Genomic DNA, 24,840 nt, shown 5'->3' with positions numbered 1-24,840 from the left:
AAAGCAATTAAAGCTGTCGATAAAGCGCATCGCTCAGATCAGCGGCGCGCTACCTCCATCCATCGGGACGATTGCGCCCGTCACATAGCTCGCGCGGCGGCTCGCCAGAAACAGCGCGACATCAGCGATTTCCTCCGGTTTTGCATAACGGCCGAGCGGCACTTTAGCCTGCCCGCGCGCTAACGCATCCGCGCTTTCGATGCCTTGCTGCGACGCTTCCAGCCTGACCGCTTCCTCGACGCGCTCAGTCAGCGTCGAACCTGGATTGATCGCGTTGATGCGGATGCCGTAGCGCGCGTAGTAGTGGGCGAGGCCGACGGTGGCGAGCATCAGCGCGGCATTCGCGGCGCCCCCGGCGATATGGATGTCGCTCGCGATCTTGCCGCCCATGCCGATGATGTTGACGATTGTGCCGGGTGCGGCATCGTCGCCCGCCTTGACGCGCTCGGCCATGCGCCGCAGCACTTCCTGCTGAGGGTAGATGTACGGGAAATACTTGGCTTCCATGGTCGCGCGGAACGCGTCGGCGTCCAGCGTTTCCGGGTCGTAGCGGCGGGCGGCGCCGGCGCTGTTGATCAGCACATCGATCGGGCCGACCGCCGTGCTGACTTCCTCGACGATGTCTGCCGCGCTGTGCGGTTCGTGCAGATCGGCGCGGGTCCGATGCACGTTCAGGCCTTCCTGTTTCAACTGTTCGTAAGCGCGCGCGAGATTGGCGGGGTCGCGCGAAACGATCGCCACCTTCGCGCCCTCGAGTGCGAATGCCCGGGCGCAGGCGAACCCGATCCCCTTGCTGCCGCCCGTGATCAGTACCACCTTGTCTTTCAGCCCGAGATCCATCGTCATCACCTGCTGTCGGAAGAATATCGATGACGATAGCAGATCGGCAGCAAGGAGGGGATGGGCCGGGCTGAGGTGCGCTGTGTGGGCTTCGTCGCGCGGCCAGACTTGGGTTGGTATGGGTGCGAGGCACGGAGCCACAAGTTGCGGCCCGCGTCATGAGCGACGATTAGCCAGCGTCCGCGCTCTTAGAAATTGCCGTTGGCGAAGCGCGCGATCGGGTCGTCGGTGGTTTGCGTGGGGGCGGGGACGCCACGCGATGCGGTCGAAGCGCGCATGATCCGCACACCTTCTGCATTCCCGTCGGCTTGCTGAGCCTGCTGCGCCTGGCGCGCGGCGATTGAAGCGGATGGCGGAGGCGGCTCGAATGCATCGGCGGCGGCGTCGATCGGATCCGGCGCTCGTGCCGCAGCCGTCGGCGGTTCGGTACGCGCCGCTGCCGTCTGCTGACTGGTTACGCCCGCTGTGGCGTCGTACGCACTCGCTTGCGCGGCCGGCTGGGGCGCCGGAGACACCGCGCCTGCGGCACGCGCCTGCATCTGCGCGGCGCTCATGCCAGGCGGCGGCGGTTCGAACGGATCAGCCTGGGGTGCCGGTGTGGCGGCCGTGGCTACAGCCGGCAGGCCACCAGCAGTCAGCGGCGCACGAATGGCCGCAACACGAGCCGGCTGTTGCGATGCCGCCGGGTTCGCGGCATAGCCTGGAGCTTGTGGCGCAGCCGGGGCTGCCGCGTAGTCAGAAGCCCGCGTGGTCGCAACGCCCGTAGATTGCGTTGCCAATGCGGCGGTGCCTGCATAAGCCGATGCCGCCTGAGCCACCGGTGCAACACGTTCAGGCTGAGGCGCTGCCGCCTGATAACTCGGCGTATCGAACGGCGCAGGTGTCACGGCCGGCGCCGCCACGCGGCGAATGCCGTCGAAGCGCTTGGCCCAATAAGGATTGGTCAGATAGTCGAGCCGCACGGTGCCGCCCGTCGACGGTGCGTTGACAAAGCGCAGCTTGCCCACATAAATACCGACGTGCGAATGCGCTCGCCCGGTGGTGTTGAAGAAAATCAGATCGCCCGGCGCGATTTGATCCGGTTCGATCGATTCGCCGCGACCGCTCATATCGGCGGTAGTGCGCGGCAGATTCACGGAAGCGGCGCGCGATACGACATAGCGAACCAATCCGCTGCAATCGAAGCCGCTATCAGGCGTATTACCGCCCCACCGGTATGGAATACCGACAAGACTCATTGCCTGAATGGAGATTTCCTCACGGCCGATGCTGTGGTCGACGAAATTCGGGAAGCCCGGCGGTGGCGCGTGATAAGCGCCGTTCGTGACCACGACCGACGAACCTGGCCCGCGCGACGTTTTCTGCGGCGCGCCGGCGCAAGCGGCGAGCAGCAAAACGGTCAGCAGCGAAAGGGCGAGTCGGCGCATGAACACGAAGTGAGCGGTAAACGCTCGTTTAATGGCGGACGATGTCGGGATGGTAGCCCGTCAAACGTGGCTCAGGCAAGAATTCTTGATAAATTACTTGAAGTTTGAGCGCTAAGTGTTGCCCGTCGGGAACGCGCACCGAATAAAAAAGCCGCGCCCGGAGTGACCCGGACGCGGCTTCTGCATGAAGCTAATGCGTTGAAACTTAAAGAATTTCCGATGCGTAATCCGCGAGGCGCGAACGCTCGCCGCGCGCCAGCGTGACGTGCCCGCTGTGTGCCCAGCCCTTGAAGCGGTCGACCACGTACGTCAGGCCCGAGCTGCCTTCCGTCAGGTAAGGCGTATCGATCTGCGCGATATTGCCCAGACAAATGATCTTCGTACCCGGACCGGCGCGTGTGACCAGCGTCTTCATCTGCTTAGGCGTCAGGTTTTGCGCCTCGTCGATGATCAGATACTTGTCCACGAACGTACGGCCGCGCATGAAGTTCATGCTCTTGACCTTCAGGCGCGAGCGGATCAGCTCCTGGGTCGCGGCGCGGCCCCATTCGCCGGCGGCGTCGTCGGTTTTCTGCAAGACTTCGAGGTTGTCGTCGAATGCACCCATCCACGGCTGCATTTTTTCCTCTTCCGTACCCGGCAGAAAGCCGATGTCTTCACCGACCGGAACCGTTGCGCGCGTCACGATGATCTCGTTGTAGCGCTTGTCGTCGAGCACCTGGGCGAGACCGGCCGCGAGCGCGACCAGCGTCTTGCCGGTACCGGCCTGACCCAGCAGCGTGACGAAGTCGATCTCCGGATTCATCAACAGGTTCAGCGCGAAATTCTGCTCGCGGTTACGCGCCGTGATGCCCCACACATTGTTCTTGTGGTGGCCGTAGTCGCGCAAGGTTTGCAGCAGCGCCGTCTTGCCGTTCAGTTCGCGCACCAGCGCATGAAACGCCGGCTCGCCGTTCTGCGGCTCGAGATAGACGAACTCGTTGACCAGCATCGAAGCGCACAGCGGACCCGTCACACGGTAATACGTGGTGCCGGTTTTGGTGTCCTGCCAGCTCTCCATGCCCTTCGCGTGCTTGGTCCAGAAGTCCTGCGGCAGCGCGCGGATGCCCGAGTACAGCAGATCGCTGTCTTCGAGCACCTGATCGTTGAAGTAGTCTTCCGCGGGCAGGCCAAGCGCATGCGCCTTGATGCGCATGTTGATGTCTTTCGACACCAGCACGACCTGGCGATCCATCCGGTCGCGCTGCAGCGCGCGCACCACGCCGAGAATCTGATTGTCGGCCTTGCCTTCCGGCAGACCTTCGACCGGCTCGATGGCGTTGAGCTTGGTCTGGAAGTACAGGCGCCCGGACGCTTCACGGCTGCCGAGACGCGCAAGCGAAATGCCGTCCGAGATGTTGCCGGCGTTCGCCACCAACGCGTCCAGCGTGCGGCTCACCTGGCGAGCGTTACGCGCGACTTCGGACATGCCCTTCTTGTGGTTGTCCAGTTCTTCCAACGTCATCATCGGCAGATAGACGTCGTGTTCCTCGAAACGGAACAGGCAGCTTGGATCGTGCATCAGCACGTTCGTGTCGAGCACGAAAAGCTTCTGCATTTCGAGCGGGTCGGTGGACGCGCCGCGCTTCTTGCTGGTGCCGCGCGTGCTGGGTGCTACGGCTGCGGATGTGCTGGCGGCCGGATCTTTCGCGCTTGGCGCGCGCGCGACGACCGGCTGCGATTTGGCCGCGGGCGTTGAAACAACCGCCGGCTCGGCTTGCGGACGGGCGGCGGGAACCGGTTGCAGCAATGCGGCGGTCTGCTTCGATTTGCGTCCGCGCGCCGGTGCAGCTTGCTCGGCGGATGCGGACGTAGCAGGGGAGGCCGACGATGCCGGCACGGGCCGCAAGGTGGTCGCGGCATTGGCTGCGTGCGCCATCGGCGTGGCGACGTTCGCGCGGCCGTAATCGGCCGACTCTGCGGATTCCCCAACGACCGCCTGTTTCTTCGCGGCGGAGCGCGCCGGTGTGGCGGCTTTGGCCTTGTATTCGTCAGGCGGCAGGAGATTGCCGAGCTTGCTGGGGGGGGTAGGCAAAGGCATGGTTTCCCTCGAAATAATCGGGTCACATTTCGTGCGCCGCCTGTCGCATTCTGCCGGTGCCAGTATGTGTGCACGCAGTTTGCGTCCGGAGGCGCGCATTCGGTCTAGAGATGCCGGTTCGCCTGGTCTTCGATCGGCTCCTTAACGGAAGCGCGTGGCCGAGTGAACGAACGGTTGCGCGCAATTAAAAAAGCCGCCGCCCCGGCGTACGGGACAAGCGGCTCGCCTTCGGTTATCGCGTTGCGCCTCACGACTTCGACGGAACCGGGAAAACGGCCGTCAAGTCCGGCGCAGCTGCGAAAAGTGTGGGGTGGACAGGCACTCATTGGAACCCAATATAACGCGCCTCAAAGCGCTTGTACAGCCTCCAGAATGTCGTCGACGTGCCCTGGCACTTTCACGCCACGCCACTCCTGACGCAGCACGCCTTCGGCATCGATCAGGAACGTGGAGCGTTCGATCCCACGTACTTCTTTGCCATACATTTTCTTCAATTTCATGACGCCGAAGAGCGCGCACAAGGTTTCTTCGGGATCCGAGATCAGCGGGAACGGCAGTTCGAGCTTTGCCTTGAAATTGTCATGGGAGCGCAGGCTGTCGCGCGACACGCCCAGAATTTCCGCGCCGGCCTTCTTGAACTTCGGATACAGGTCGCGGAATTGCAGGCCTTCGGTCGTGCAGCCCGGCGTGTTGTCCTTCGGATAAAAATACAGCACCACCTTCTTGCCCCGCAGCTTGGACAGCGTGATATCGCCACCGGTAGCGGGGGCGGTAAAGTCGGGGACGGGTTGGTCGACTGCGATGGGCACGAGGTTCTCCGGTTGGTATGGCCGCCGCCACGGTACTTGCACGGATTCTTGCAACTGCTGTGGCGTCGGCCTGGCATCGAGGCTTTGGGGGAGGGCGACTGGCGCGTGGTCTACGCTTGCGCGGCGGCCAGGTCGCGAGGCCGGCTGTATTTTGACCAGTCAGGGCTGGACAATCAACTCGCCGGAGCGGCCTGGAATTTCGCCCCACGTAACAGGGTACGATGGCAGCGTGTCGCGGTCCAGCGTGGCGTAGTAATCACCCATGGTCGCAAAGGTATGGCCTTGCGCGCGCCAGCCTTCCAGCAGCTGTTCGAAAATCGGCGCGAGCTTTTGTCCTTCGAGTTCCGCGTGCAGCGTGAACACCTGATCGTGCGGATTTTTTTCGGTGTGCTTCAACATCCAGGCGGCGACGTTGTGCTCGTCGACGCCATCCACGCCGAGTACTTCGTCGAGCGTGGGCAGCGTGGTGGGCATCTGCACGTGCGACAGCGGCCTGCCGTCGAGCACCGGCAGATACGGCGAGTGGCCGCGCCCGTCGGACGCATAGCGCATGCCCCACGCGTCGATCTGCTCGAACGCGTGGCCGTTCATCTGCCAGCCCGCCGCGCCGTGCGTGACGGGCGGTGCGCCGAAGATCTCGACGAAACGGTTGAAGCTCTTCTGCATCTGCTTGCCGGTCCACTCGCGGTCTTTCGAACGCACGTTGTCCTGCCAGTAAACGTGGTCCCACGTGTGGATGCCGCATTCGAAACCGGCTTCATGAATCGCGCGCATTTCCGCGGCGGTTTTCACGCCGATGTCCGGGCCGGGCAGCAGCACGCCGTACATCAGTTGCCTGATGCCGTAATGCTCGACCACCGACGTGCGCGACACCTTCTTCAGAAAGCCCGGCCGCAACACGCGGCGCATCGCCCAACCGGTGTGATCGGGCCCGAGGCTGAAGAGGAAAGTGGCGCGCGCCTTGAAGCGATCGAAGATGCGCGCGAGATTCGGCACGCCTTCGCGGGTGCCGCGCAGCGTGTCGACGTCGATCTTCAGGACGATACGAGCCAAGGATCAGGCCTTATTGTTGTTCGACGAGGGCGCGAGCTTCGGCGACGTGGCCGCGATACGCTTCGAAAATCTTGCGCAGCGCTTCGTCGAAGGTCGACTTCGGCGCCCAGCCGAGTTCCTGCATCGTGTTGTCGATCTTCGGCACGCGGTTCTGCACGTCCTGATAGCCGGCGCCGTAATATGCGCCCGAGGACGTCTCGACCAGTTGCACCTGCTTCGCGAGGTCGGCGTATTCCGGGAATTCGGCGGCAAGCGTCAGCATCTTGTGCGCGAGCTCGCGCACCGAGAAGTTGTTGGTCGGGTTGCCGATGTTGTAGATCTTGCCCGTGGCAACACCGTCCTTGTTCTCGATGATCTTCATCAGCGCGCCGATGCCGTCGTCGATATCCGTGAACGCGCGCTTTTGCGCGCCGCCGTCCACGAGGCTAATGTTCTCGCCGCGCACGATATGGCCGAGGAACTGCGTGACCACGCGCGAGCTGCCTTCCTTCGGCGTGTAGATCGAGTCGAGGCCCGGGCCGATCCAGTTGAACGGACGGAACAGCGTGAAGTTCAGGCCTTCCATGCCGTAACCCCAGATCACGCGGTCCATCAACTGCTTGGAGCACGCATAGATCCAGCGCGGCTTGTTGATCGGGCCGTACGACAGTTGCGACTCTTCCGGGTCGAACTGCTCGTCCGTGCACATGCCGTAGACCTCGGAGGTCGAGGGGAACACGAGGTGCTTGCCGTACTTGACGGCCGAACGCACGATCGGCAGGTTCGCTTCGAAATCCAGTTCGAACACGCGCAGCGGCTGCTTCACGTACGTGGCGGGCGTGGCGATCGCGACCAGCGGCAGGATCACATCGCACTTCTTGATGTGATATTCGACCCACTCCTTGTTGATCGTGATGTCACCTTCGAAGAAGTGCATCCGCTCATGATTGACGAGGTCGCCGAGACGTTCGGTCTGCATGTCCATCCCGAAGACTTCCCAATCGGTCGTTTCGAGAATGCGTTTGGACAGGTGATGGCCGATGAAGCCGTTCACACCCAGAATCAGGACTTTTTTCATGAATGACGGGGAGTTTGGATGAGCTGGGTGAATTCGGCGGGGGTGACAACGGTTTCGTTGCCGCCATGCTGGTGCCGCAATTCGTGGATGGCGATCGAGCGGCCGTCGCCGCATATCGCGAAAACGGCATTATCGCTTACGTGCAGGCCTGGCGGCAAATCCGGGCGTAGCGCGCCGGGCGCAGCCAGACGCGCACGGGCGATGATGAAGCGGTGGCCCGCGATATCGGTAAACGCGCCGGGATAAGGCGGCGCGACCGCGCGGATCAGGTTGTAGACCTGCTGCGCGGGTTGCGTCCAGTCGATCCGGCCGTCTTCCGGCTTGCGGCCGCCGTAATAGCTGCCGTGCGACAGATCGTTCGGCAGATGCGGCGCTTCGCCCGCGAGCAGCGCCGGGAGTACGCGCCACAGGGTCTGCTCGGCGGCCACGGTGACCTTGTCGAACACCTGCGCGGCGGTGTCGTCGGGCAGAATCGGCACCGGCGTTTGCGCGATGATCGCGCCGGCGTCGGGCTTGGCGGCCATTTCGTGCAGCGTCGCGCCGGTTTCGGTTTCGCCGTGGATGACCGCCCAGTTGGTCGGCACGCGGCCACGGTACTTCGGCAGCAGCGAGCCATGCATGTTGTAAGCGCCCCGTGCGGTGAGCGCCAGCAGGTCGACCGGCAGCATGTGGCGGTAATAGAACGAGAAGATGAAGTCCGGCCGCGCGGCGCTTACCGCGGCGCGCAGTTCCGGACTTTTCGGATCGGCCGGCGTGACGACCGGAATGCCGTGCTCGGCCGCAACCGAGGCAACGCTGCCGAACCAGATGTTTTCGGTGGGATTGTCCTCATGCGTGACGACCAGCGCCACGTCGACGCCGCGCGCGAGCAGCACCTGCAGGCAGCGCACGCCGACGTTGTGATACGCGAATACGACGGCGCGCGGCTTCATGGGTTCGGGCCCTGATCGATCAGCGGCGCGGTGTGCACGGCCTGCACCACACCCTGACGCGGCGCTTCGGTCACGGCGGTGCCGTCGCGCTGTTCGAGAATCGTCTGCACCAGATAGCGCGGACGCGCGCGCACCTGCTGGTAAATCCGGCCGATGTATTCACCGAGCAGGCCCAGCGCGAAGATGATTACGCCGAGCAGGAAGAAGGTGATGGCGAACAGCGTGAACACACCTTGCACTTCCGCGCCGACAATGAAGCGGCGGATCAGCAGCAGCACGAACAGCGCCGCGGAGCCGAGCGACAGAATCACGCCGATGAACGACAGCCATTGCAGCGGCACCACCGAGAAGCCCGTGACCAGGTCGAAATTCAGGCGGATCAGGCTGTACAGCGAGTACTTCGATTCGCCGGCAAAACGCTCTTCGTGCGCGACTTCGATCTCGACCGGATTCTGCGCGAACGTGTACGCAAGGGCCGGAATGAAGGTGTTGATCTCGCCGCAGCGATTGATCGTGTCGATGATATGGCGGCTGTACGCGCGCAGCATGCAGCCCTGGTCGGTCATCTTGATGCGGGTGATGCGCTCGCGCAGACGGTTCATCGCGCGCGAGGCCTTGCGGCGCCACAAGCTGTCCTGGCGTTGCAGCCGGATCGTGCCGACGTAGTCGTAACCTTCACGCATCTTGTTGACCAGCTTGCCGATTTCTTCCGGCGGATTCTGCAGGTCGGCGTCGAGCGTGATGACGATTTCGCCGCGCGATTGCTCGAAGCCCGCCAGAATTGCCATGTGCTGGCCGTAGTTGCCGTTCAGCAGGATCACGCGGGTCGTGTCGGGCCGCGCGCGGAACTGCTCGGCGAGCAGGGCGGCGGATTTGTCGCGGCTGCCGTCATTGATGAAGATCACTTCATAGCCGGTGCCGAGCGCGTCGAGCGCCGGGTAGAGGCGTGCGAATAACGCCGCCAGTCCGGCTTCCTCGTTGTACACCGGGATGATGATCGACACTTCCGGTGCGACGGCGCGATGTTCCGAATAACTCATTTCCGCTTATTTTCCGTATTGTTCGCAAATTTCATTGACCGCGCGGCAGACCCGCTCCACGTCGCCTTCGTTCATTAGCGTGAAGAGCGGCAGCGTGACGTTGGTGGCGCCGAAGCGCTCCGCGTGCGGGAACATCCCTTCCTTGAAGCCGCGCGCACGGTACAGCGAGAACAGGTGAATCGCCGGATAGTGCACGCCCGAGCCGATACCGCGTTCCTTCAACTGGCCCATGAAGCCGGCGCGGTCGATTGACAGTTTTTCGAGCGGCAGCGTGATCTGGAACATGTGCCAGTTGCTGTTCTCGAAATCGGCAAACGGCAGGCCAATGCCCAGCTTGACCGCCGCGCCGCCTTCGAACCCGGCGAAGTATGCGCGCACGAGCTTTTTGCGCTGTGCGAGGAAACGCTCCAGATGCGGCAACTGACCGAGGCCGACGCGCGCGGCGACGTCCGTCAGGTTGTACTTTCCGCCCAGCACGTCGCAGTCCATGCCGTCGAAGCCGGTGCGGGTGACGCCTTGCAGGCGGTACTTCTGCGCGAGGATCGCTTCTTCCTCGTTGTTCAGCACCAGCGCGCCGCCTTCGATCGAGGTCAGATTCTTGTTCGCGTGGAAGCTGAACGAAACCATATCGCCGAGTTTGCCGATGCGCTCGCCTTTCCACGTCGAGCCGAACGCCTGTGCGGCGTCTTCGATCACGCGCAGTTTGTGGGCGCGGGCGATTTCGTACAGCCGGTCCATGTTGACCGGCAGGCCCGACAGGTACACCGGAATGATCGCCCTGGTGCGCGGCGTGATGGCCTTTTCCAGCAGATCCAGGTCGATGTTGCGGGTCACCGGGTCGATGTCGACGAACACCGGCGTCGCGCCGACCTCATAAACCACGTTACTGGTCGCAACCCACGAGGCTGGGGTGGTGATGACCTCGTCGCCTTCGCCCACCCCGGCGATGCGCAGCCCGATTTCGAGCGTCGCGGTACCGGAATTGAACGTGCGCACCGGGCGGCCGCCGCAGAATTCGGAGAGCGCCGCTTCGAATTTCTGGTTTTGCGGGCCGGTCGTGATCCAGCCGGAGCGGAGCACGTCGGCGACGCCCTGAATCGTTTCTTCATCGATCTCAGGTTTGACAAACGGCAAAAACGGGACTGTTGACTGGCTCATGAATGCTTCGCTCGATTGAAAGGGGCGCAACCCGAAGGGCGCGAAGTAGATCACAAACTACACGCAAACCCAAGGGTACGACTAAAAAAGGGCGCAACCGTCCAGGTTGCCGCGACCAGACTCAAGTGTTACCGGGCCGGCGGCGGTGCCCGGCTTACCACATCGGCTTGCCACATCTTTTGCAGCCGGCATTCTCGCAGCGCCTGCAGCGGCGCCGGCAATAAACGGTAATAAATCGTGCCCGGCACAGCGCGACCGGAGGCTTTGCAGCCTAGCTGCGCGCCAGCACGACGACGCCGATCAGGATGACGCCGATCCCCACCAGCTTCTGCACCGACATCACTTCGCCGAATAGATACCACGCCGCGAACGCGTTGACGACGTATCCGAGCGACAACATCGGATAGGCAATCGAAACGTCTACCCGCGAGAGCCCGACCACCCATACGGCCACGCTGATCACATAGCAGGCCAGTCCGCCGATGATCGGCGGCTGGGTTGCAAGCCGGAAGGCGATGGGCAGGATGTTCGCACGGGTGAATTCGAAGTGTCCAACAGCATTCGTTCCGGCTTTGAGCAGCAACTGCGCGCCGGCGTTCAACGTGACGCCGGCGAGGATACAAAAGAGCGAAATCGGATTCATCGAACGGTTAGTCTCTGAGATGGGGTCATTGCTGTGGTTTTTCTACTGGCGCGGCTGTGTCCTGCGCCGGTGCGCCTTGTGCTGCCGCGTCGGATGCGGGTGCGGGTGCAGGTTTTGCCACCACCACCCGGCGCGAATCGCGCGCGATCACCTGCATCGGCAGCCCTTCTTTGAGGAGCCGGTCGTAAGTCGACGGCGGGATCAGCGCGAGCGCATAGCGCTCGGCCTTCCAGCGCTCGATCCATGCATCGACCGACGGCACCCATTTCTGCGGTTCGACGGATATGCCGAATGCCAGTTCATCGGGATGCTCGACCATGATCATCGTGTGGTCGACGTAGAACGGCAGCGTGTGGTCGAGCACGCCGACCGAGTAGAACGGCGTGTCAGCCGGCAATCTGGCGATCTCGGCCTTGATCGCGGGCGCGAGCGGCGCGCCGGAACTCAGGCGGCCGAACACTTCGTGACCCGTGCCGGCAATCGTGCCCAGCAGCAGCCACGCCGCGCCAAAGCTCGCGACGGCGCCGAGCGTGCCGGCACGGCTGCGGCGGTTTAGCCACAGCGCGAACAGCGTGACCACGAATGCGACGCCGAGCGCCGCCAGTACCCACACGCGGTATTCGACGTACAACTCAGTCGGGTTGCGCGCGCTGCCGAAGCGTGACATGAACAGCGCGCCAAACGCGGCTACCACGAGAAACAGCGCATAGCCAGCCAGATGGCGGCGCAACTGGTCGCGCGTGACGAGCGGCAGGTACATGCCGATGACCAGGGCGATCGGCGGGGCGATCGGCAACGTGTAGGAGAGCAGCTTGGAGTGCGACGCGCTGAAGAACAGGAAGATGAAGGCGGCCCACACGAGCATCAGCGTGACCGGCGCGAAGCCGTTCGGCTGGCGCGGCAGCCGCCATGCATGGCGAAAACTTTGCAGAGTGACCGACAGCCATGGCAGGAAACCGACCAGCAGCACCGGCACGAAATAATAGAACGGGCCCGGACGGTTCTGTTCAGGCGTCAGATAGCGCTTGAACTGCTGAACGATGAAGAAGAAGTTCAGGAATTCCGGGTTGCGTTGCTGCACCAGCACGAACCATGGCGTGACGATCACGAAGAACACGATCAGGCCGCCGATCAGGTGTAGACGCTTCCATACCGCCCAGTCGCGTGCGGCCAGCGTGTACAGCACCAGCACCGCACCCGGCAGGATCACGCCGACGAGGCCCTTGGACAGCACCGCGAGCGCCATCGACCCCCAGCACACCCACATCCATGCCCGCACCCTGGCGGTAGGCAGGTTGGGGCGCTGCGCCAGCAGCAGCGAGCAGAGCGTCAACTCCATCCAGAACGACAGGCCCATGTCGAGCGTGTTGAAATGGCCCATCAGGTTCCAGTAGGGCGAGGTGGCCAGCACGATCGCCGCGAACATGCCGGTTGCCGCGTTGAACACGCGCGCGCCGGTGAAGCCGATCAACAGCACGCCGGCGAAGCCCGTCAGTGCGGTGTAAAGCCGCGCCTGCCATTCGCCGATGCCGAACCACGCGAACGTGAGCGCGTTTGCCCAGGTTTGCAGCGGCGGCTTCTCGAAATACTTGTAGCCGTTATAGCGCGGTGTGATCCAGTCGCCGGTGACGAACATTTCGCGCGCCATTTCGGCGTAGCGGCCTTCGTCGCTCGGCAGCAGGTGGCGCCAGCCGAGCGGCACGAACCAGATCAGGGCGAGGGCCAGCACCAGTAGCAGGATCGTGGTGCGATTGAGCGGTAGCCTTGTCGGCGTATCGTTCATGGATTTCAACCTTTTTGGCGACGCCGCGTGAGCGGCGAGGCGGTGTTATTTGAGAAAGACGATTGCCGGCGTGGCGCCAATGGCGCGCAGTGTACGTTATCGGCCGTAATGCGGCGAGAGATGGGGCCGCTGCGGCGGCCATGCACGCTACGGGCGCCGCGCATGGCGAACTGCGCCTGCACGGCGGCTCGATGCAAGCTCAGCGCCAGCTTTGCAGCGCTCGCGCGGTGCCACTAGCCTTCGATCAGCAACGCGGCCGCAACCTTGCGGCCCTCGGCCATCAGAATGTTGTAGGTGCGGCAAGCGGCCTTGAAGTCCATGGTTTCGACGCCGATGCGTTTGGCGGTGAGCGCCGCGGTCAGGCGCGGGTGCGGGAAGCGCAGCCGTTCGCCGCTGCCGAATATGACCACCTCGGGCGCGGCCTCCACCAGCATGGCGAAGTGTTCGGCGCTCAGCTGGTCGAAAGCGGCGACGGGCCAGGCGATCACGGGTGCTTCCGGCAGCAGGAGAATGCTGCCGGCGTGGCGCACCAGATTGATTTCGACATAGCCGGCGCCGTAACCGGTGACGGTGTTGAGGGCGCCGCTGGAATCCTGATGTAATTTCAAATTCGTTTTCCGAAGTCGTCGTGAGACATCATGCGTGTTGGCGGCCTGACCGGGCAGAACGGAAGCAGGGCGGTTTGACGCGAGTGCGACACGCGAATGGCACAGAAGCGGCCGAAAAGGCTTGCCGTTGCGGTTGGTGCATTGCGGAAGTCGGCCAAAATCCGCTAAATTATAACTTTTTAGCCGCCTTGCGGCGCCCCTCGCTCAAGTGCCGCCTCATGTGCTGTCATAAGCCGCGCTGAGGGCACGGGCTAGGCCTACCGGCTACCTGCCGGGTTCCGCGCGCTTTTTGTCTGGTTTTCGACTGTTTTTTGCCCGTTTTTGGGTCTGTTCGGCTGCAGCGCCGGCGTAATCCGCCGGATGCGCCGGCTCAGTCCGGTAGCGGGCCCAATCCGCGTCTGGCGGTCCGATCCGTGTCTGGCGGGCGTGCCGCGCCATAATTCCCCGTGTCGGCGGACTTGCCTGGGTCTTTTTTGATCCCTGCTTGTTCGCCCAAGCCCACCAACAGGATGAAGTGCCCGCCGTGAAACCGATTCTCAAATCCAACAAGTTGTTGAATGTCTGCTACGACATTCGCGGGCCTGTCCTCGAACATGCAAAGCGGCTCGAAGAAGAGGGCCACCGCATCATCAAGCTGAACATCGGCAATCTCGCGCCGTTCGGCTTCGACGCGCCGGATGAAATCATCCAGGACATGATCCTGAATCTGCCCGGCTCGTCCGGCTACTCGGATTCCAAGGGCGTGTTCGCCGCGCGCAAGGCGATCATGCATTACACCCAGCAAAAGGGTGTGCACGGCGTCGAGCTGGACGACATCTACATCGGCAATGGCGCCTCCGAGCTGATCGTGATGGCGCTGCAAGGCCTCCTGAACGACGGCGACGAAGTATTGCTGCCCGCGCCGGACTACCCGCTGTGGACCGCCGGGGTCAGCCTGTCGGGCGGCACGCCGGTGCACTACATCTGCGATGAATCGAACAGCTGGATGCCCGATCTGGACGACATCCGCGCGAAAATCACGCCGAATACCCGCGCGCTCGTCGTCATCAACCCGAACAACCCCACCGGCGCGCTGTACTCGGACGAACTGCTGCTCGGCCTGATCGAGATCGCCCGCCAGCACGGCCTCGTGATCTTCGCCGACGAGGTCTACGACAAGATCGTCTACGACGGCAAGAAGCACACGTCGATGGCCGCGCTCTCCGAAGATGTGCTCACTGTCACATTCAATAGCCTCTCGAAGAGCTATCGTTCGTGTGGCTATCGCGCCGGCTGGATGTTTATTTCGGGCCTGACCGGCGAGAACCGCCGTGATGCGAAAGACTATTTCGAAGGGCTTGGCATTCTGGCCTCGATGCGCCTGTGTCCGAACGTGCCCGGCCAGTACGCGATCCAGACCGCGCTCGGCGGCTATCAAAGCATCAACGACCTGATCGTGCCGAGCGGGCGCCTGTACAAACAGCGCGAACTCGCGTATGACATGCTGACGGCCATCCCCGGCGTGAGCTGCGTGAAGCCGGAGGCGGCGCTGTACATGTTCCCGCGCCTCGATCCGAAGATTTATCCGATCAAGGACGATCAGCAGTTCATCCTCGATCTTCTGCTGGAAGAGCGCGTGCTGCTGGTTCAAGGCACCGGTTTCAACTGGAAGACGCCGGATCACTTCCGCGTCGTGTTCCTGCCGAACGTGGACGACCTCGCGGATTCGATCAACCGGATCGCGCGCTTCCTCGACGGTTATCGCAAACGCCACACAGCTTGAGATGGACGGCGCGCCCGGCGCGCGCTGCTGCCAGCCCCAGTTGCCTCAGTTTCTTTTTAATCACTTACTCGAAAACACACGCTGCATGGAACCGATCAAAGTTGGACTGCTGGGCTTCGGCACGGTAGGCAGCGGCACCTTCACGGTACTGCGCCGCAATCAGGAAGAAATCAAACGCCGCGCGGGCCGTGGCATTGAGATTGCGCGCATTGCCGTGCGCAATCCCGCCAAAGCGACCGCGGCGCTCGGCAGCGAAGCCGGCACAGTGGCGCTGACTGATGACTTCAACGCGGTGGTTGACGATCCGTCGATCGATATCATCGCGGAAATGATCGGCGGCACGGGCGTGGCACGCGATCTCGTCCTGCGCGCGATCAAAAACCGCAAGCATGTGGTCACCGCCAACAAGGCACTGCTCGCGGTGCACGGTACGGAGATTTTCGAGGCGGCGCGCGCCAATGGCGTGATGGTGTCGTTCGAGGCGGCGGTGGCGGGCGGCATTCCGATCATCAAGGCGCTGCGCGAGGGGCTCACGGCCAATCGCATCCAGTACATTGCCGGCATCATCAACGGTACGACGAACTACATCCTCTCGGAGATGCGCGACCGCGGGCTCGACTTCGCGACCGCCTTGAAAGCCGCACAGGAACTGGGTTATGCCGAAGCCGACCCGACCTTCGACATCGAAGGCGTGGACGCCGCCCATAAGGCGACGATCATGAGCGCGATCGCGTTCGGCGTGCCGGTGCAATTCGACAAGGCGTACGTCGAAGGCATCAGCAAGCTGGCCGCAATCGACATCAAATATGCCGAAGAACTTGGCTACCGCATCAAGCTGCTCGGCATCTCGCGCCGCACGGATAAGGGCATCGAACTGCGCGTGCATCCCACGCTGATTCCGGAAAAACGCCTGCTGGCGAACGTGGAAGGCGCGATGAACGCGGTCGTCGTGCACGGCGACGCGGTGGGCTCCACGCTGTACTACGGCAAGGGCGCGGGCGCGGAGCCGACGGCCTCCGCCGTGGTGGCCGATCTGGTCGACGTGACGCGTCTGCACACGGCGGACCCGGAGCATCGCGTGCCGCATCTGGCGTTCCAGCCGGACAGCCTGTCGAGCACGCCGATCCTGTCGATCGACGACGTGACGAGCGGCTACTACCTGCGTCTGCGTGTGGCTGACGTAACTGGCGTGCTGGCCGACATCACGCGCATTCTGGCGGATCGGGGCATCTCGATCGACGCATTGCTGCAGAAGGAATCGGAGCAGGTCGACGCGAACGGCAAGGGCGAAACCGACATCATCCTGATTACGCACGAAACGGTTGAAAAGAACGTCAACGCGGCGATCAGGACGATCGAAGCGCTGAAGACCGTTGTTTCGCAAGTCACGAAGCTGCGCATGGAAGCGCTGAACTAGGCCGAACTATGAACTACCTCTCTACGCGCGGCGCCGGAGCCGGCGAGCGCCATACGTTTTCCGAGATTCTGCTGGGCGGTCTTGCCAAAGATGGCGGCCTGTACCTGCCGGCGGAATATCCGCGCGTCACGGCGGACGAACTGACGCGCTGGCGCACGCTGCCGTACGCGGATCTCGCCTTCGAGATCCTGTCGAAATTCAGCGACGACATTCCCGCCGAAGACCTGCACGCACTGACGCGCAAGACCTACACGGCTCAGACGTACTGCAACGTGCGCGACGACGAAAGCGCGGCGCAGATCACGCCGTTGAAGACGCTGGGCGTCGAGAACGGCGCGCCGCTGTCGCTGCTGGAACTGTCGAACGGGCCGACGCTTGCGTTCAAGGACATGGCGATGCAGTTGATCGGCAACCTGTTCGAGTACGCGCTGGCCAGGCACGGTGAGACGCTGAACATTCTGGGCGCGACCTCGGGCGACACCGGCAGCGCGGCGGAGTATGCGATGCGCGGAAAGAAGGGCATTAGCGTGTTCATGCTCTCGCCGCACAAGAAGATGAGCGCATTCCAGACGGCGCAGATGTACAGCCTGCAGGACCCGAACATTTTCAACATCGCGGTCGAGGGCGTGTTCGACGACGCTCAGGACATCGTGAAGGCAGTCTCGAACGACCACGCGTTCAAGGCGAAGTACAAGATCGGCACGGTCAATTCGATTAACTGGGCGCGTGTGGTGGCGCAGGTCGTGTACTACTTCAAGGGCTACTTTGCCGCGACGAAGTCGAATGACGAGCGCGTTTCGTTCACGGTGCCGTCGGGCAATTTCGGCAATGTGTGCGCGGGCCACATCGCACGCATGATGGGTTTGCCGATCGAGAAGCTGGTGGTTGCCACCAACGAGAACGACGTGCTGGACGAGTTCTTCCGCACGGGTATTTACCGTGTGCGCAAGGCGGCCGAAACGTACCACACGAGCAGCCCGAGCATGGACATTTCGAAGGCTTCTAACTTCGAGCGTTTCGTGTTCGACCTGCTGGGCCGCGACCCGGCGCGCGTGCTGCAATTGTTCCGCGACGTCGAAGAGAAGGGCGGTTTCGACCTGGCGGCGAGCGGCGATTTTGCGCGCGTGAAGGAGTTTGGATTCGTATCGGGCCGCAGCAGCCACGAGGACCGCGTGGACGCGATCCGCGACGTTTTCGAGCGCTACGACACGATGATCGACACGCACACGGCAGACGGCCTGAAGGTAGCGCGCGAGCATTTGCAGGCGGGCATCCCGATGATCGTGCTGGAGACGGCGCAGCCGATCAAGTTTGGCGAAACGATCCGCGAGGCATTGCTGCGCGAACCGGAGCGCCCAGCCGCATTTTCGGGTCTGGAATCGCTACCGCAGCGATTCGAGGTATTGCCGGCGGACGCGCAACGCGTAAAAGACTTCATCGCGGCAAACACCGGCAAGTAACACCAGCGAGCGTTGAGCGCGACGGAGTCGCGCTCAACGCGAAGCGAAAACCGGCTTCAAGAAGTACCGCCACGGCGCGCGCAGCGCCGCCGGAGGTATGACTGCCTTGTCACTAACGCGGAATGTGCGAGAACACAGATTCCAGATGCACCACTACCGTGGCTGCGCGGGGGACCCGCTTAAGAATTAGCGGTTTGAGCCGCTTTCTTTTGCCTACTTTTCTTTGCGGCAGGCAAAGAAAAGTAGGTGCCGCCCCGCACAGGGGCAACACTAATAGACCACTACCAAAGCAAGGAAAGGCCAAAGGAAGCCAGCCAAAAGAAGCACCCTCGCCGAAAGGCAAAAAAACCACCATAACACCAGGCCGCCACCGCCGGCCCCTCCTACCGCTACAATATTCCTTTCACCCAGCGGCTTCGAGATCAGAAAGATGTCCACCCCAACGCCCCGCGCTCCGATGCTTTCCACTGCCGAAGCGTTGGCGACCTTGCTCAGCGCAGCGACCCCAATCACCGGCACCGAATCGATCCCCACGCTGGAAGCGCTCAACCGCGTGCTTTCGGCGGACGTCATTTCGCCGCTCGACGTCCCGCCAATGAACACCAGTTCAATGGACGGCTACGCGATCCGCACTGAGGATCTGACAACAGCGGATGGCAACCGCCGTTTGCCCATTTCGCAACGCATTCCAGCCGGCCACGCGCCTGAGCCATTAAAACCAGGCACGGCAGCCCGCATCTTCACAGGCGCCACCGTGCCGCGCGGCGCCGACGCCATCGTGATGCAGGAGCAAACCGAAACAGACGGCAACGAAGTCACTTTGCTCCACAGCCCGGCACCCGGCGAATGGATCACCGCTCAAGGCGCGGACATCCGCAACGGTTCGATCATCCTGCCGGCGGGCACGCGCCTGACGCCGCAGGCATTGGGACTCGCCGCCTCAGTCGGCTGCGCTGAGTTGCAGGTGCGCCGCCGTGTGAAAGTCGCCGTATTTTTCACCGGCGACGAACTGACCATGCCAGGCGAGCCGCTGAAACCCGGCGCGATCTACAACTCGAATCGTTTCACGCTGCGCGGCTTGCTGGAAAACCTGGGTTGTGAAGTTACCGACTACGGCATCGTCCCCGACAAGCTCGACGCCACCCGCACAACGCTGCGCGAAGCCGCCCAGGCGCACGATCTGATCCTCACCTGCGGCGGCGTGTCGGTAGGCGAGGAGGATCACGTCAAGCCGGCAGTCGAGGCGGAAGGGCGCCTGTCTATGTGGCAGATCGCGATGAAGCCGGGCAAGCCGCTCGCGTTCGGCGCTGTGCGCCGGTCTGCCCAGCAGACAGACAAAGACGCCGACGCGGCAGCATCGGCCGAAACCTTCTTCATTGGCCTGCCGGGCAATCCAGTCTCCAGTTTCGCGACCTTTTTGCTGTTCGTTCGCCCGTTTGTCCTGCTGCTTGCGGGCATGCGGACGGTGGCGCCGCGCGTGCTGTCGCTGCGCGCCGATTTCGCCCAGAAGAAGGCCGATCGCCGCAACGAATTCCTGCGCGCGCGCGTCAATGCGGCCGGCGGCCTCGATCTGTTTCCGAATCAGAGCTCGGCGGTATTGACATCGACGGTATGGGGCGACGGCCTGATCGACAATCCGCCCAACCATGCAATCAGTGTTGGCGAGACCGTGCGTTTCATCCCCTTTTCCGAATTGCTGAACTGAGGCCGGCAATCGCCGGCGGTGTCCCGATGAAGATTCAACTCCGATATTTTGCAAGTGTGCGCGAAGCACTCGAAACCGCGGACGAAACGGTCGATGTACCTGACGGCATTGCGACCGTCGGCGACGTGCGCGGCTGGTTGCGCGCCCGCGGCGGCATCTGGGCAGACACCCTTGCCGAGGGCCGCGCGCTGCGCATGGCCTGCAATCACGTCATGACCGATGCCGGCACGCGCATCACCGAAAATTGCGAAGTCGCGTTCTTTCCGCCCGTCACCGGCGGTTGATCAGCACGGGTGACCGCCAGAAACCACGCTTGGCTGACCCGCTAAGCGTCACCCAGGCCTCGCCAGGCCGCACAGGAGCCAGAGATGCCCGTTCGTGTCCAGACGGAAGACTTCGACCTCACCGCCGAGGTCGCCGCGTTGCGCGCGCGTAATCCGAAGATCGGCGCAGTGGCCTGTTTTGTCGGCACCGTGCGCGATCTGAACGACGGCAGCGCGGTCGAAACCATGGAACTCGAGCACTATCCGGGCATGACGGAGAAGTCGCTGGAAGCGATCGTGGTGAGTGCGCGCGAGCGTTGGCCGGGGATCGAGGTGCTGATCGTGCATCGGGTCGGCAAGCTTTATCCGCTTGACCAGATCGTGCTGGTGGCGACCACCGCCGCCCATCGGGGCGACGCCTTCGCGTCATGTGAGTTCGTGATGGACTACCTGAAGACCCAGGCGCCGTTCTGGAAGAAAGAGAAGACCGAAGCAGGCGAGCGCTGGGTCGACGCCCGTGTTACCGACGACGCGGCGCTGGCCAGATGGGGTATCGAATCGGGGAACCAGGACGCGGACTAGCGGGATTGGAGCCGGTGCTTTTTGAAGCGCCCGCGTCAATCGTCTTTGGCTTTCCCGACGATCCGCGTCGGAAACGGTTCACCGGGCGGTCGCGTCGAAACGGCTGCGGCATGTTCGTTGTCGTGCGGACGCCGCTTTGGCGCGACGCGCTCCAGCAAAGCCTGTTGTTCCGCCGGAATCTTGTAATCCCAGCCGAAGCGGCTCAACTGCAAACTCTGCGCGATCCGCAGCGCCGGTTCCATGAAACGGACCGCCGCCGCCGGCTGATAGCGCGACTCCACCGTATCCAGAAACAGATACAGCCAGCGGCTGAAATGCTGTGGCTCGACGCCCTCGAGCGGCTGGTGCGCCTGCTGCACATTGCCGCGGTATTGCTTTGCGCCGAGCACGAGACTGCCCCAGAACGTGCACATTTTGGGCAAGTGGTCGTCCCAACGGCCCGCAAGCGTGGCGTCGAACACAGGGCCCAGCAGCGGATCGGCGCGCACCCGGTCATAGAAGCCGTAGACGAGCTCGCGAACATTCGCTTCGGTAGGTTCGGCGGCGCGTTCGACAGCCGGTGCGGCAGGGAATGACGGGTTCATGCAAATTCCAGATAATGCGATTATTTATGATGAATCGCCACGCGGCGCCACAGACTGCCAGGAATGACCTCAAACCGCGTCCCAACGAAAGGAAGTAGGCCACGAACAACCCGCTTTTCGCATAAATGGCCTATGCAGGAAACGCTACCATTACTGCCGAGAGATCAACACCGACTGTTCAGCGCACAATCATAAAATATGCGTAGCGCCTGCATCTTAAGGCGAAGCGGTGGCCACCGGCAACCCTCGCATCGACGCGGTTATCCCGAGGATCGCGACTTGCGCTTATCGTGACATCTGCACTTATGAGACTGACCGACTATACGGATTACTCATTGCGCGTCCTGCTGTACCTGACTGTCCGCGGCGATGGCTTATCGACCATCCAGGACATCTCGGACGCGTACGGGATCTCCAAAAACCATCTGATGAAGGTAGTTCAGCAACTCGGCGAACTCGGCTGGGTCGAGACCGTGCGCGGGCGCAACGGCGGCCTGCGTCTTGCCGAACGAACCAGCGCATTGACCGTGGGCGAGATCGTACGGGTCACGGAAAGCGACTTCGCGCTGGTCAACTGCTTCCCCGATCAGCATGGCGAGCGCCGGGGTTGCGTGATTACACCGCACTGCCGTTTGCGCGCCGCGCTCGAAGCCGCACGCAACGCATTCCTCGCCGAGCTCGACCGTCATACCATTGGCGAAGTCGCAGGACCGCGTGGACCGCTCGCCGCCCTGCTGGGCTTAAGCACGGTGATCCCGATCGTGCCGGCCGCGTCTGCCGGCGACGCGGCGCCGCTCACCTGAAACCGGTCAGCAAGTTCTCGCGCGTCAAATGTTAAATAGTTGCTGCTGGTTGCAAAAAAGCGCTTGAAACCTGCGTAAAACGCCTCAATTTGGTGGTAATCGAAATTGGAGGTCTCTTGATGAGAATCGACAAACTTACCACTAAATTCCAGGAAGCACTGGCCGACGCGCAGAGTCTTGCGGTCGGTCACGACAATCAATACATCGAACCGGTTCATGTCCTGTCGGCGCTTGTCGCCCAGCAGGACGGTTCGGCGCGCTCGCTGCTTTCGCGGGCGGGCGTGCATGTCCAGGCACTGCAAACCGCGCTCGGCGACGCCATCACGCGCCTGCCGCAAGTGCAGGGCACTGACGGCAACGTGCAGATCGGCCGCGAGCTGACCGGCTTGCTGAACCAGGCGGACAAGGAAGCGCAAAAACTCAACGACACGTTCATCGCGAGCGAGATGTTCCTGCTCGCCGTCGCCGACGATAAAGGCGAGGCCGGCCGTCTGGCGCGTCAGCACGGCCTGTCGCGCAAGTCGCTGGAAAGCGCGATCGCGGCGGTGCGTGGCGGCTCGCAAGTGCATAGCCAGGACGCCGAAAGCCAGCGTGAAGCGCTGAAAAAGTACACCGTCGATCTGACCGAGCGTGCGCGGGCGGGCAAGCTCGACCCCGTGATCGGCCGGGACGACGAGATCCGCCGTTCGATCCAGATCCTGCAGCGCCGCACCAAGAACAACCCGGTGCTGATCGGCGAGCCGGGCGTGGGTAAGACCGCGATCGTCGAAGGCCTTGCGCAGCGGATCGTCAACGGCGAAGTGCCGGAAACGCTCAAGGGCAAGCGCGTGTTGTCGCTGGACATGGCGGCGCTGCTGGCCGGCGCGAAATACCGCGGCGAGTTCGAAGAACGCCTGAAGGCCGTGCTGAGCGACATCGCCAAGGACGAAGGCCAGACCATCGTCTTCATCGACGAAATTCATACGATGGTTGGCGCGGGCAAGGCTGAAGGCGCGATGGACGCGGGCAATATGCTCAAGCCGGCGCTCTCGCGCGGCGAACTGCATTGCGTCGGCGCCACCACGCTCGACGAATACCGCAAGTACATCGAAAAGGACGCCGCGCTCGAACGCCGCTTCCAGAAGGTGCTGGTCGACGAGCCGTCGGTCGAGGCAACCATCGCGATCCTGCGCGGTTTGCAGGAGAAGTACGAACTGCATCATGGCGTCGATATCACCGACCCGGCGATCGTCGCCGCGGCCGAACTGTCGCATCGCTACATCACCGACCGCTTCCTGCCGGACAAGGCCATCGACCTGATCGACGAAGCCGCTTCGAAGATCAAGATGGAAATCGATTCGAAGCCGGAAGAGATGGACCGGCTGGACCGTCGTTTGATCCAGTTGAAGATCGAGCGCGAAGCCGTCAAGAAGGAAAAAGACGAAGCGTCGCAGAAGCGTCTGCAACTGATCGAAGAAGAAATCGAGCGGCTGGATCGTGAATATTCGGACCTCGAAGAAATATGGACCGCGGAAAAAGCGGCGGTGCAGGGCAGCGCGCAACTGAAGGAAGACATCGAAAAAACGCGTGCGGAAATCACGCGCTTGCAGCGTGAAGGCAAGCTCGAGAAGGTCGCCGAGTTGCAGTACGGCAAGCTGCCGGGTCTCGAAGCGCAGTTGAAGGAAGTGACCAAGGCCGAAGCGCAAGAGCAGAACAATCCGACCCGGCCGCGTCTGTTGCGCACCCAGGTGGGCGCGGAGGAAATCGCGGAAGTCGTGTCGCGTTCAACGGGTATCCCAGTGTCGCGCATGATGCAGGGCGAGCGCGAAAAGCTGCTACAGATCGAAGAGAAACTGCACGACCGCGTGGTCGGTCAGAACGAAGCGATCAGCGCGGTGGCCGATGCGATCCGCCGTTCGCGTGCGGGCCTATCCGATCCGAACCGTCCGTATGGCTCGTTCCTGTTTCTCGGACCGACCGGCGTGGGCAAGACCGAGTTGTGCAAGGCGTTGGCTTCGTTCCTGTTCGATTCGGAAGATCATCTGATCCGTATCGACATGAGCGAATTCATGGAGAAGCACAGCGTCGCGCGTTTGATCGGCGCGCCGCCGGGCTACGTGGGTTACGAAGAAGGTGGCTACCTGACTGAAGCCGTACGCCGCAAGCCCTACAGCGTGATCCTGCTCGACGAAATCGAGAAGGCGCACCCGGACGTGTTCAACGTTCTGCTGCAGGTGCTCGACGACGGCCGGATGACCGATGGCCAGGGCCGTACCGTGGACTTCAAGAACACGGTGATCGTGATGACGTCGAACCTCGGCTCGCAGGTGATTCAGGCGATGGTCGGCGAGCCGCAGGAAGCGGTGAAGGACGCGGTCTGGGAAGAGGTGAAGCTGCACTTCCGGCCCGAGTTCCTGAACCGGATCGACGACGTCGTGGTGTTCCATGCGCTCGACCGTTCGAACATCCAGTCGATCGCGCGGATTCAACTGCAGCGTCTGCACGAACGGCTTGCCAAACTCGACATGCAACTGGTGGTGTCGGACGCGGCGCTCGAGCACATCGGCAAGGTTGGCTACGATCCGCTGTTTGGGGCGCGGCCGTTGAAGCGCGCGATCCAGCAGGAGATCGAGAACCCGGTCGCCAAGCTGATTCTGGCCGGCAAGTTCGGTCCGAAGGACGTGATCCCGGTCGAGGTGGAAGACGGCCAACTGGTATTCGACCGCGTCGTGCACTGAGTGGTGCGAATGCGCCAACTCGTGCGCCAACTCGTGCATTAAGCAGTGAACCAGGCGAAGCGCGCTCGGCTGCGCACGGAACGGCAGAGATTGGGCCGTTCCGGCCAAAGCTGAAAA

Annotated in this window: 21 protein-coding genes; 8 read left to right on the top strand and 13 right to left on the bottom strand. The window is 62.7% G+C overall.

The features are described 5' to 3' along the window. Positions 1 to 33: 33 nt before the first annotated feature. The 12 genes from GH665_RS11440 to GH665_RS11385 all read right to left on the bottom strand — a co-directional run bounded on the left by GH665_RS11440 (position 34) and on the right by GH665_RS11385 (position 13,430). Positions 34 to 840, bottom strand: coding sequence for an SDR family oxidoreductase (locus GH665_RS11440; protein ID WP_153138390.1), 807 nt, complete (start codon positions 838 to 840; stop codon positions 34 to 36). Positions 841 to 1,028: 188 nt separating this feature from the next. Beyond that, the gene (locus tag GH665_RS11435) at positions 1,029 to 2,267 is read right to left on the bottom strand and encodes an NlpC/P60 family protein (RefSeq protein ID WP_153135954.1); all 1,239 of its coding nucleotides are present in this window, start codon (positions 2,265 to 2,267) and stop codon (positions 1,029 to 1,031) included. 205 nt (positions 2,268 to 2,472) lie between these two features. Further along, complete coding sequence (locus tag GH665_RS11430) at positions 2,473 to 4,347, bottom strand: PhoH family protein (protein WP_153135953.1); 1,875 nt, start codon at positions 4,345 to 4,347, stop codon at positions 2,473 to 2,475. Between the two features lie 347 nt (positions 4,348 to 4,694). Next, positions 4,695 to 5,156: a peroxiredoxin gene (locus GH665_RS11425; RefSeq protein WP_030103084.1), complete on the bottom strand. Its 462-nt coding sequence runs from the start codon at positions 5,154 to 5,156 to the stop codon at positions 4,695 to 4,697. A gap of 159 nt (positions 5,157 to 5,315) precedes the next feature. Beyond that, a complete protein-coding gene (locus GH665_RS11420; RefSeq protein ID WP_153135952.1) occupies positions 5,316 to 6,209 on the bottom strand; it encodes a polysaccharide deacetylase family protein in 894 nt (297 codons plus the stop codon). Positions 6,210 to 6,219: 10 nt separating this feature from the next. Beyond that, positions 6,220 to 7,266, bottom strand: coding sequence for a bifunctional UDP-4-keto-pentose/UDP-xylose synthase (locus tag GH665_RS11415; RefSeq protein WP_153135951.1), 1,047 nt, complete (start codon positions 7,264 to 7,266; stop codon positions 6,220 to 6,222). Then, positions 7,263 to 8,198 (bottom strand): formyltransferase, encoded by a 936-nt coding sequence (locus GH665_RS11410; RefSeq protein ID WP_153135950.1) that lies wholly within the window; start codon positions 8,196 to 8,198, stop codon positions 7,263 to 7,265. Before GH665_RS11410 ends, GH665_RS11415 begins: the two co-directional genes overlap by 4 nt. Then, positions 8,195 to 9,238, bottom strand: coding sequence for a glycosyltransferase (locus GH665_RS11405; protein WP_028196670.1), 1,044 nt, complete (start codon positions 9,236 to 9,238; stop codon positions 8,195 to 8,197). Before GH665_RS11405 ends, GH665_RS11410 begins: the two co-directional genes overlap by 4 nt. Positions 9,239 to 9,244: 6 nt before the next feature. After that, positions 9,245 to 10,396 carry a DegT/DnrJ/EryC1/StrS family aminotransferase gene (locus GH665_RS11400; RefSeq protein WP_153135949.1) on the bottom strand — a complete coding sequence of 384 codons (1,152 nt, stop codon included), beginning with the start codon at positions 10,394 to 10,396 and terminating at the stop codon, positions 9,245 to 9,247. Positions 10,397 to 10,667: 271 nt separating this feature from the next. Continuing rightward, entirely contained in the window at positions 10,668 to 11,039 is a 372-nt protein-coding gene (locus GH665_RS11395) for an SMR family transporter (protein ID WP_144113717.1), read from the bottom strand. A gap of 25 nt (positions 11,040 to 11,064) precedes the next feature. Next, complete coding sequence (locus tag GH665_RS11390; RefSeq protein WP_153135948.1) at positions 11,065 to 12,822, bottom strand: ArnT family glycosyltransferase; 1,758 nt, start codon at positions 12,820 to 12,822, stop codon at positions 11,065 to 11,067. Between the two features lie 233 nt (positions 12,823 to 13,055). Beyond that, the gene (locus GH665_RS11385; RefSeq protein ID WP_153135947.1) at positions 13,056 to 13,430 is read right to left on the bottom strand and encodes an Mth938-like domain-containing protein; all 375 of its coding nucleotides are present in this window, start codon (positions 13,428 to 13,430) and stop codon (positions 13,056 to 13,058) included. A gap of 514 nt (positions 13,431 to 13,944) precedes the next feature. Here GH665_RS11385 and GH665_RS11380 point away from each other — a divergent pair. The 6 genes from GH665_RS11380 to GH665_RS11355 all read left to right on the top strand — a co-directional run bounded on the left by GH665_RS11380 (position 13,945) and on the right by GH665_RS11355 (position 20,619). After that, positions 13,945 to 15,192 carry a pyridoxal phosphate-dependent aminotransferase gene (locus GH665_RS11380; RefSeq protein WP_153135946.1) on the top strand — a complete coding sequence of 416 codons (1,248 nt, stop codon included), beginning with the start codon at positions 13,945 to 13,947 and terminating at the stop codon, positions 15,190 to 15,192. An 85-nt stretch (positions 15,193 to 15,277) separates the two neighbouring features. Beyond that, the gene (locus GH665_RS11375; protein WP_153135945.1) at positions 15,278 to 16,609 is read left to right on the top strand and encodes a homoserine dehydrogenase; all 1,332 of its coding nucleotides are present in this window, start codon (positions 15,278 to 15,280) and stop codon (positions 16,607 to 16,609) included. A gap of 8 nt (positions 16,610 to 16,617) precedes the next feature. Then, positions 16,618 to 18,069, top strand: a complete 1,452-nt coding sequence (thrC, locus tag GH665_RS11370; RefSeq protein ID WP_153135944.1) for a threonine synthase — start codon at positions 16,618 to 16,620, stop codon at positions 18,067 to 18,069. Between the two features lie 430 nt (positions 18,070 to 18,499). After that, positions 18,500 to 19,774 carry a molybdopterin molybdotransferase MoeA gene (locus tag GH665_RS11365; protein ID WP_246216188.1) on the top strand — a complete coding sequence of 425 codons (1,275 nt, stop codon included), beginning with the start codon at positions 18,500 to 18,502 and terminating at the stop codon, positions 19,772 to 19,774. A 26-nt stretch (positions 19,775 to 19,800) separates the two neighbouring features. Beyond that, a complete protein-coding gene (gene moaD / locus GH665_RS11360; protein WP_028196661.1) occupies positions 19,801 to 20,058 on the top strand; it encodes a molybdopterin converting factor subunit 1 in 258 nt (85 codons plus the stop codon). An 84-nt stretch (positions 20,059 to 20,142) separates the two neighbouring features. Beyond that, positions 20,143 to 20,619 (top strand): molybdenum cofactor biosynthesis protein MoaE, encoded by a 477-nt coding sequence (locus tag GH665_RS11355; RefSeq protein ID WP_153135942.1) that lies wholly within the window; start codon positions 20,143 to 20,145, stop codon positions 20,617 to 20,619. 35 nt (positions 20,620 to 20,654) lie between these two features. Here GH665_RS11355 and GH665_RS11350 read toward each other — a convergent pair whose 3' ends face one another. After that, on the bottom strand, positions 20,655 to 21,203 hold the full coding sequence (locus GH665_RS11350; protein ID WP_153135941.1) for a group III truncated hemoglobin: 549 nt from the start codon (positions 21,201 to 21,203) through the stop codon (positions 20,655 to 20,657). A 305-nt stretch (positions 21,204 to 21,508) separates the two neighbouring features. On the opposite strand from GH665_RS11350, the gene GH665_RS11345 reads away from it, so the two are divergent. After that, complete coding sequence (locus tag GH665_RS11345; protein WP_153135940.1) at positions 21,509 to 22,006, top strand: Rrf2 family transcriptional regulator; 498 nt, start codon at positions 21,509 to 21,511, stop codon at positions 22,004 to 22,006. Between the two features lie 119 nt (positions 22,007 to 22,125). Then, a complete protein-coding gene (gene clpB / locus GH665_RS11340) occupies positions 22,126 to 24,723 on the top strand; it encodes an ATP-dependent chaperone ClpB (RefSeq protein ID WP_153135939.1) in 2,598 nt (865 codons plus the stop codon). Positions 24,724 to 24,840 lie beyond the last annotated feature (117 nt).

Origin of the sequence: Paraburkholderia agricolaris, from assembly GCF_009455635.1 — a bacterium.
Lineage (GTDB): Bacteria > Pseudomonadota > Gammaproteobacteria > Burkholderiales > Burkholderiaceae > Paraburkholderia > Paraburkholderia agricolaris.
This window is presented reverse-complemented; position numbering and strand designations above follow the sequence as displayed.

What these genes read in the sequence shown, in the direction of transcription:
- clpB (WP_153135939.1), top strand. Translation starts at nt 22,126, where the DNA reads ATGAGAATCGACAAACTTACCACTAAATTCCAGGAAGCACTGGCCGAC.
- GH665_RS11390 (WP_153135948.1), bottom strand. Translation starts at nt 12,822, where the DNA reads ATGAACGATACGCCGACAAGGCTACCGCTCAATCGCACCACGATCCTG.
- GH665_RS11440 (WP_153138390.1), bottom strand. Translation starts at nt 840, where the DNA reads ATGGATCTCGGGCTGAAAGACAAGGTGGTACTGATCACGGGCGGCAGC.
- GH665_RS11365 (WP_246216188.1), top strand. Translation starts at nt 18,500, where the DNA reads ATGTCCACCCCAACGCCCCGCGCTCCGATGCTTTCCACTGCCGAAGCG.
- GH665_RS11375 (WP_153135945.1), top strand. Translation starts at nt 15,278, where the DNA reads ATGGAACCGATCAAAGTTGGACTGCTGGGCTTCGGCACGGTAGGCAGC.
- GH665_RS11350 (WP_153135941.1), bottom strand. Translation starts at nt 21,203, where the DNA reads ATGAACCCGTCATTCCCTGCCGCACCGGCTGTCGAACGCGCCGCCGAA.
- GH665_RS11400 (WP_153135949.1), bottom strand. Translation starts at nt 10,396, where the DNA reads ATGAGCCAGTCAACAGTCCCGTTTTTGCCGTTTGTCAAACCTGAGATC.
- GH665_RS11395 (WP_144113717.1), bottom strand. Translation starts at nt 11,039, where the DNA reads ATGAATCCGATTTCGCTCTTTTGTATCCTCGCCGGCGTCACGTTGAAC.
- GH665_RS11430 (WP_153135953.1), bottom strand. Translation starts at nt 4,347, where the DNA reads ATGCCTTTGCCTACCCCCCCCAGCAAGCTCGGCAATCTCCTGCCGCCT.
- thrC (WP_153135944.1), top strand. Translation starts at nt 16,618, where the DNA reads ATGAACTACCTCTCTACGCGCGGCGCCGGAGCCGGCGAGCGCCATACG.
- GH665_RS11415 (WP_153135951.1), bottom strand. Translation starts at nt 7,266, where the DNA reads ATGAAAAAAGTCCTGATTCTGGGTGTGAACGGCTTCATCGGCCATCAC.
- GH665_RS11345 (WP_153135940.1), top strand. Translation starts at nt 21,509, where the DNA reads ATGAGACTGACCGACTATACGGATTACTCATTGCGCGTCCTGCTGTAC.
- GH665_RS11410 (WP_153135950.1), bottom strand. Translation starts at nt 8,198, where the DNA reads ATGAAGCCGCGCGCCGTCGTATTCGCGTATCACAACGTCGGCGTGCGC.
- GH665_RS11405 (WP_028196670.1), bottom strand. Translation starts at nt 9,238, where the DNA reads ATGAGTTATTCGGAACATCGCGCCGTCGCACCGGAAGTGTCGATCATC.
- GH665_RS11435 (WP_153135954.1), bottom strand. Translation starts at nt 2,267, where the DNA reads ATGCGCCGACTCGCCCTTTCGCTGCTGACCGTTTTGCTGCTCGCCGCT.
- GH665_RS11355 (WP_153135942.1), top strand. Translation starts at nt 20,143, where the DNA reads ATGCCCGTTCGTGTCCAGACGGAAGACTTCGACCTCACCGCCGAGGTC.
- moaD (WP_028196661.1), top strand. Translation starts at nt 19,801, where the DNA reads ATGAAGATTCAACTCCGATATTTTGCAAGTGTGCGCGAAGCACTCGAA.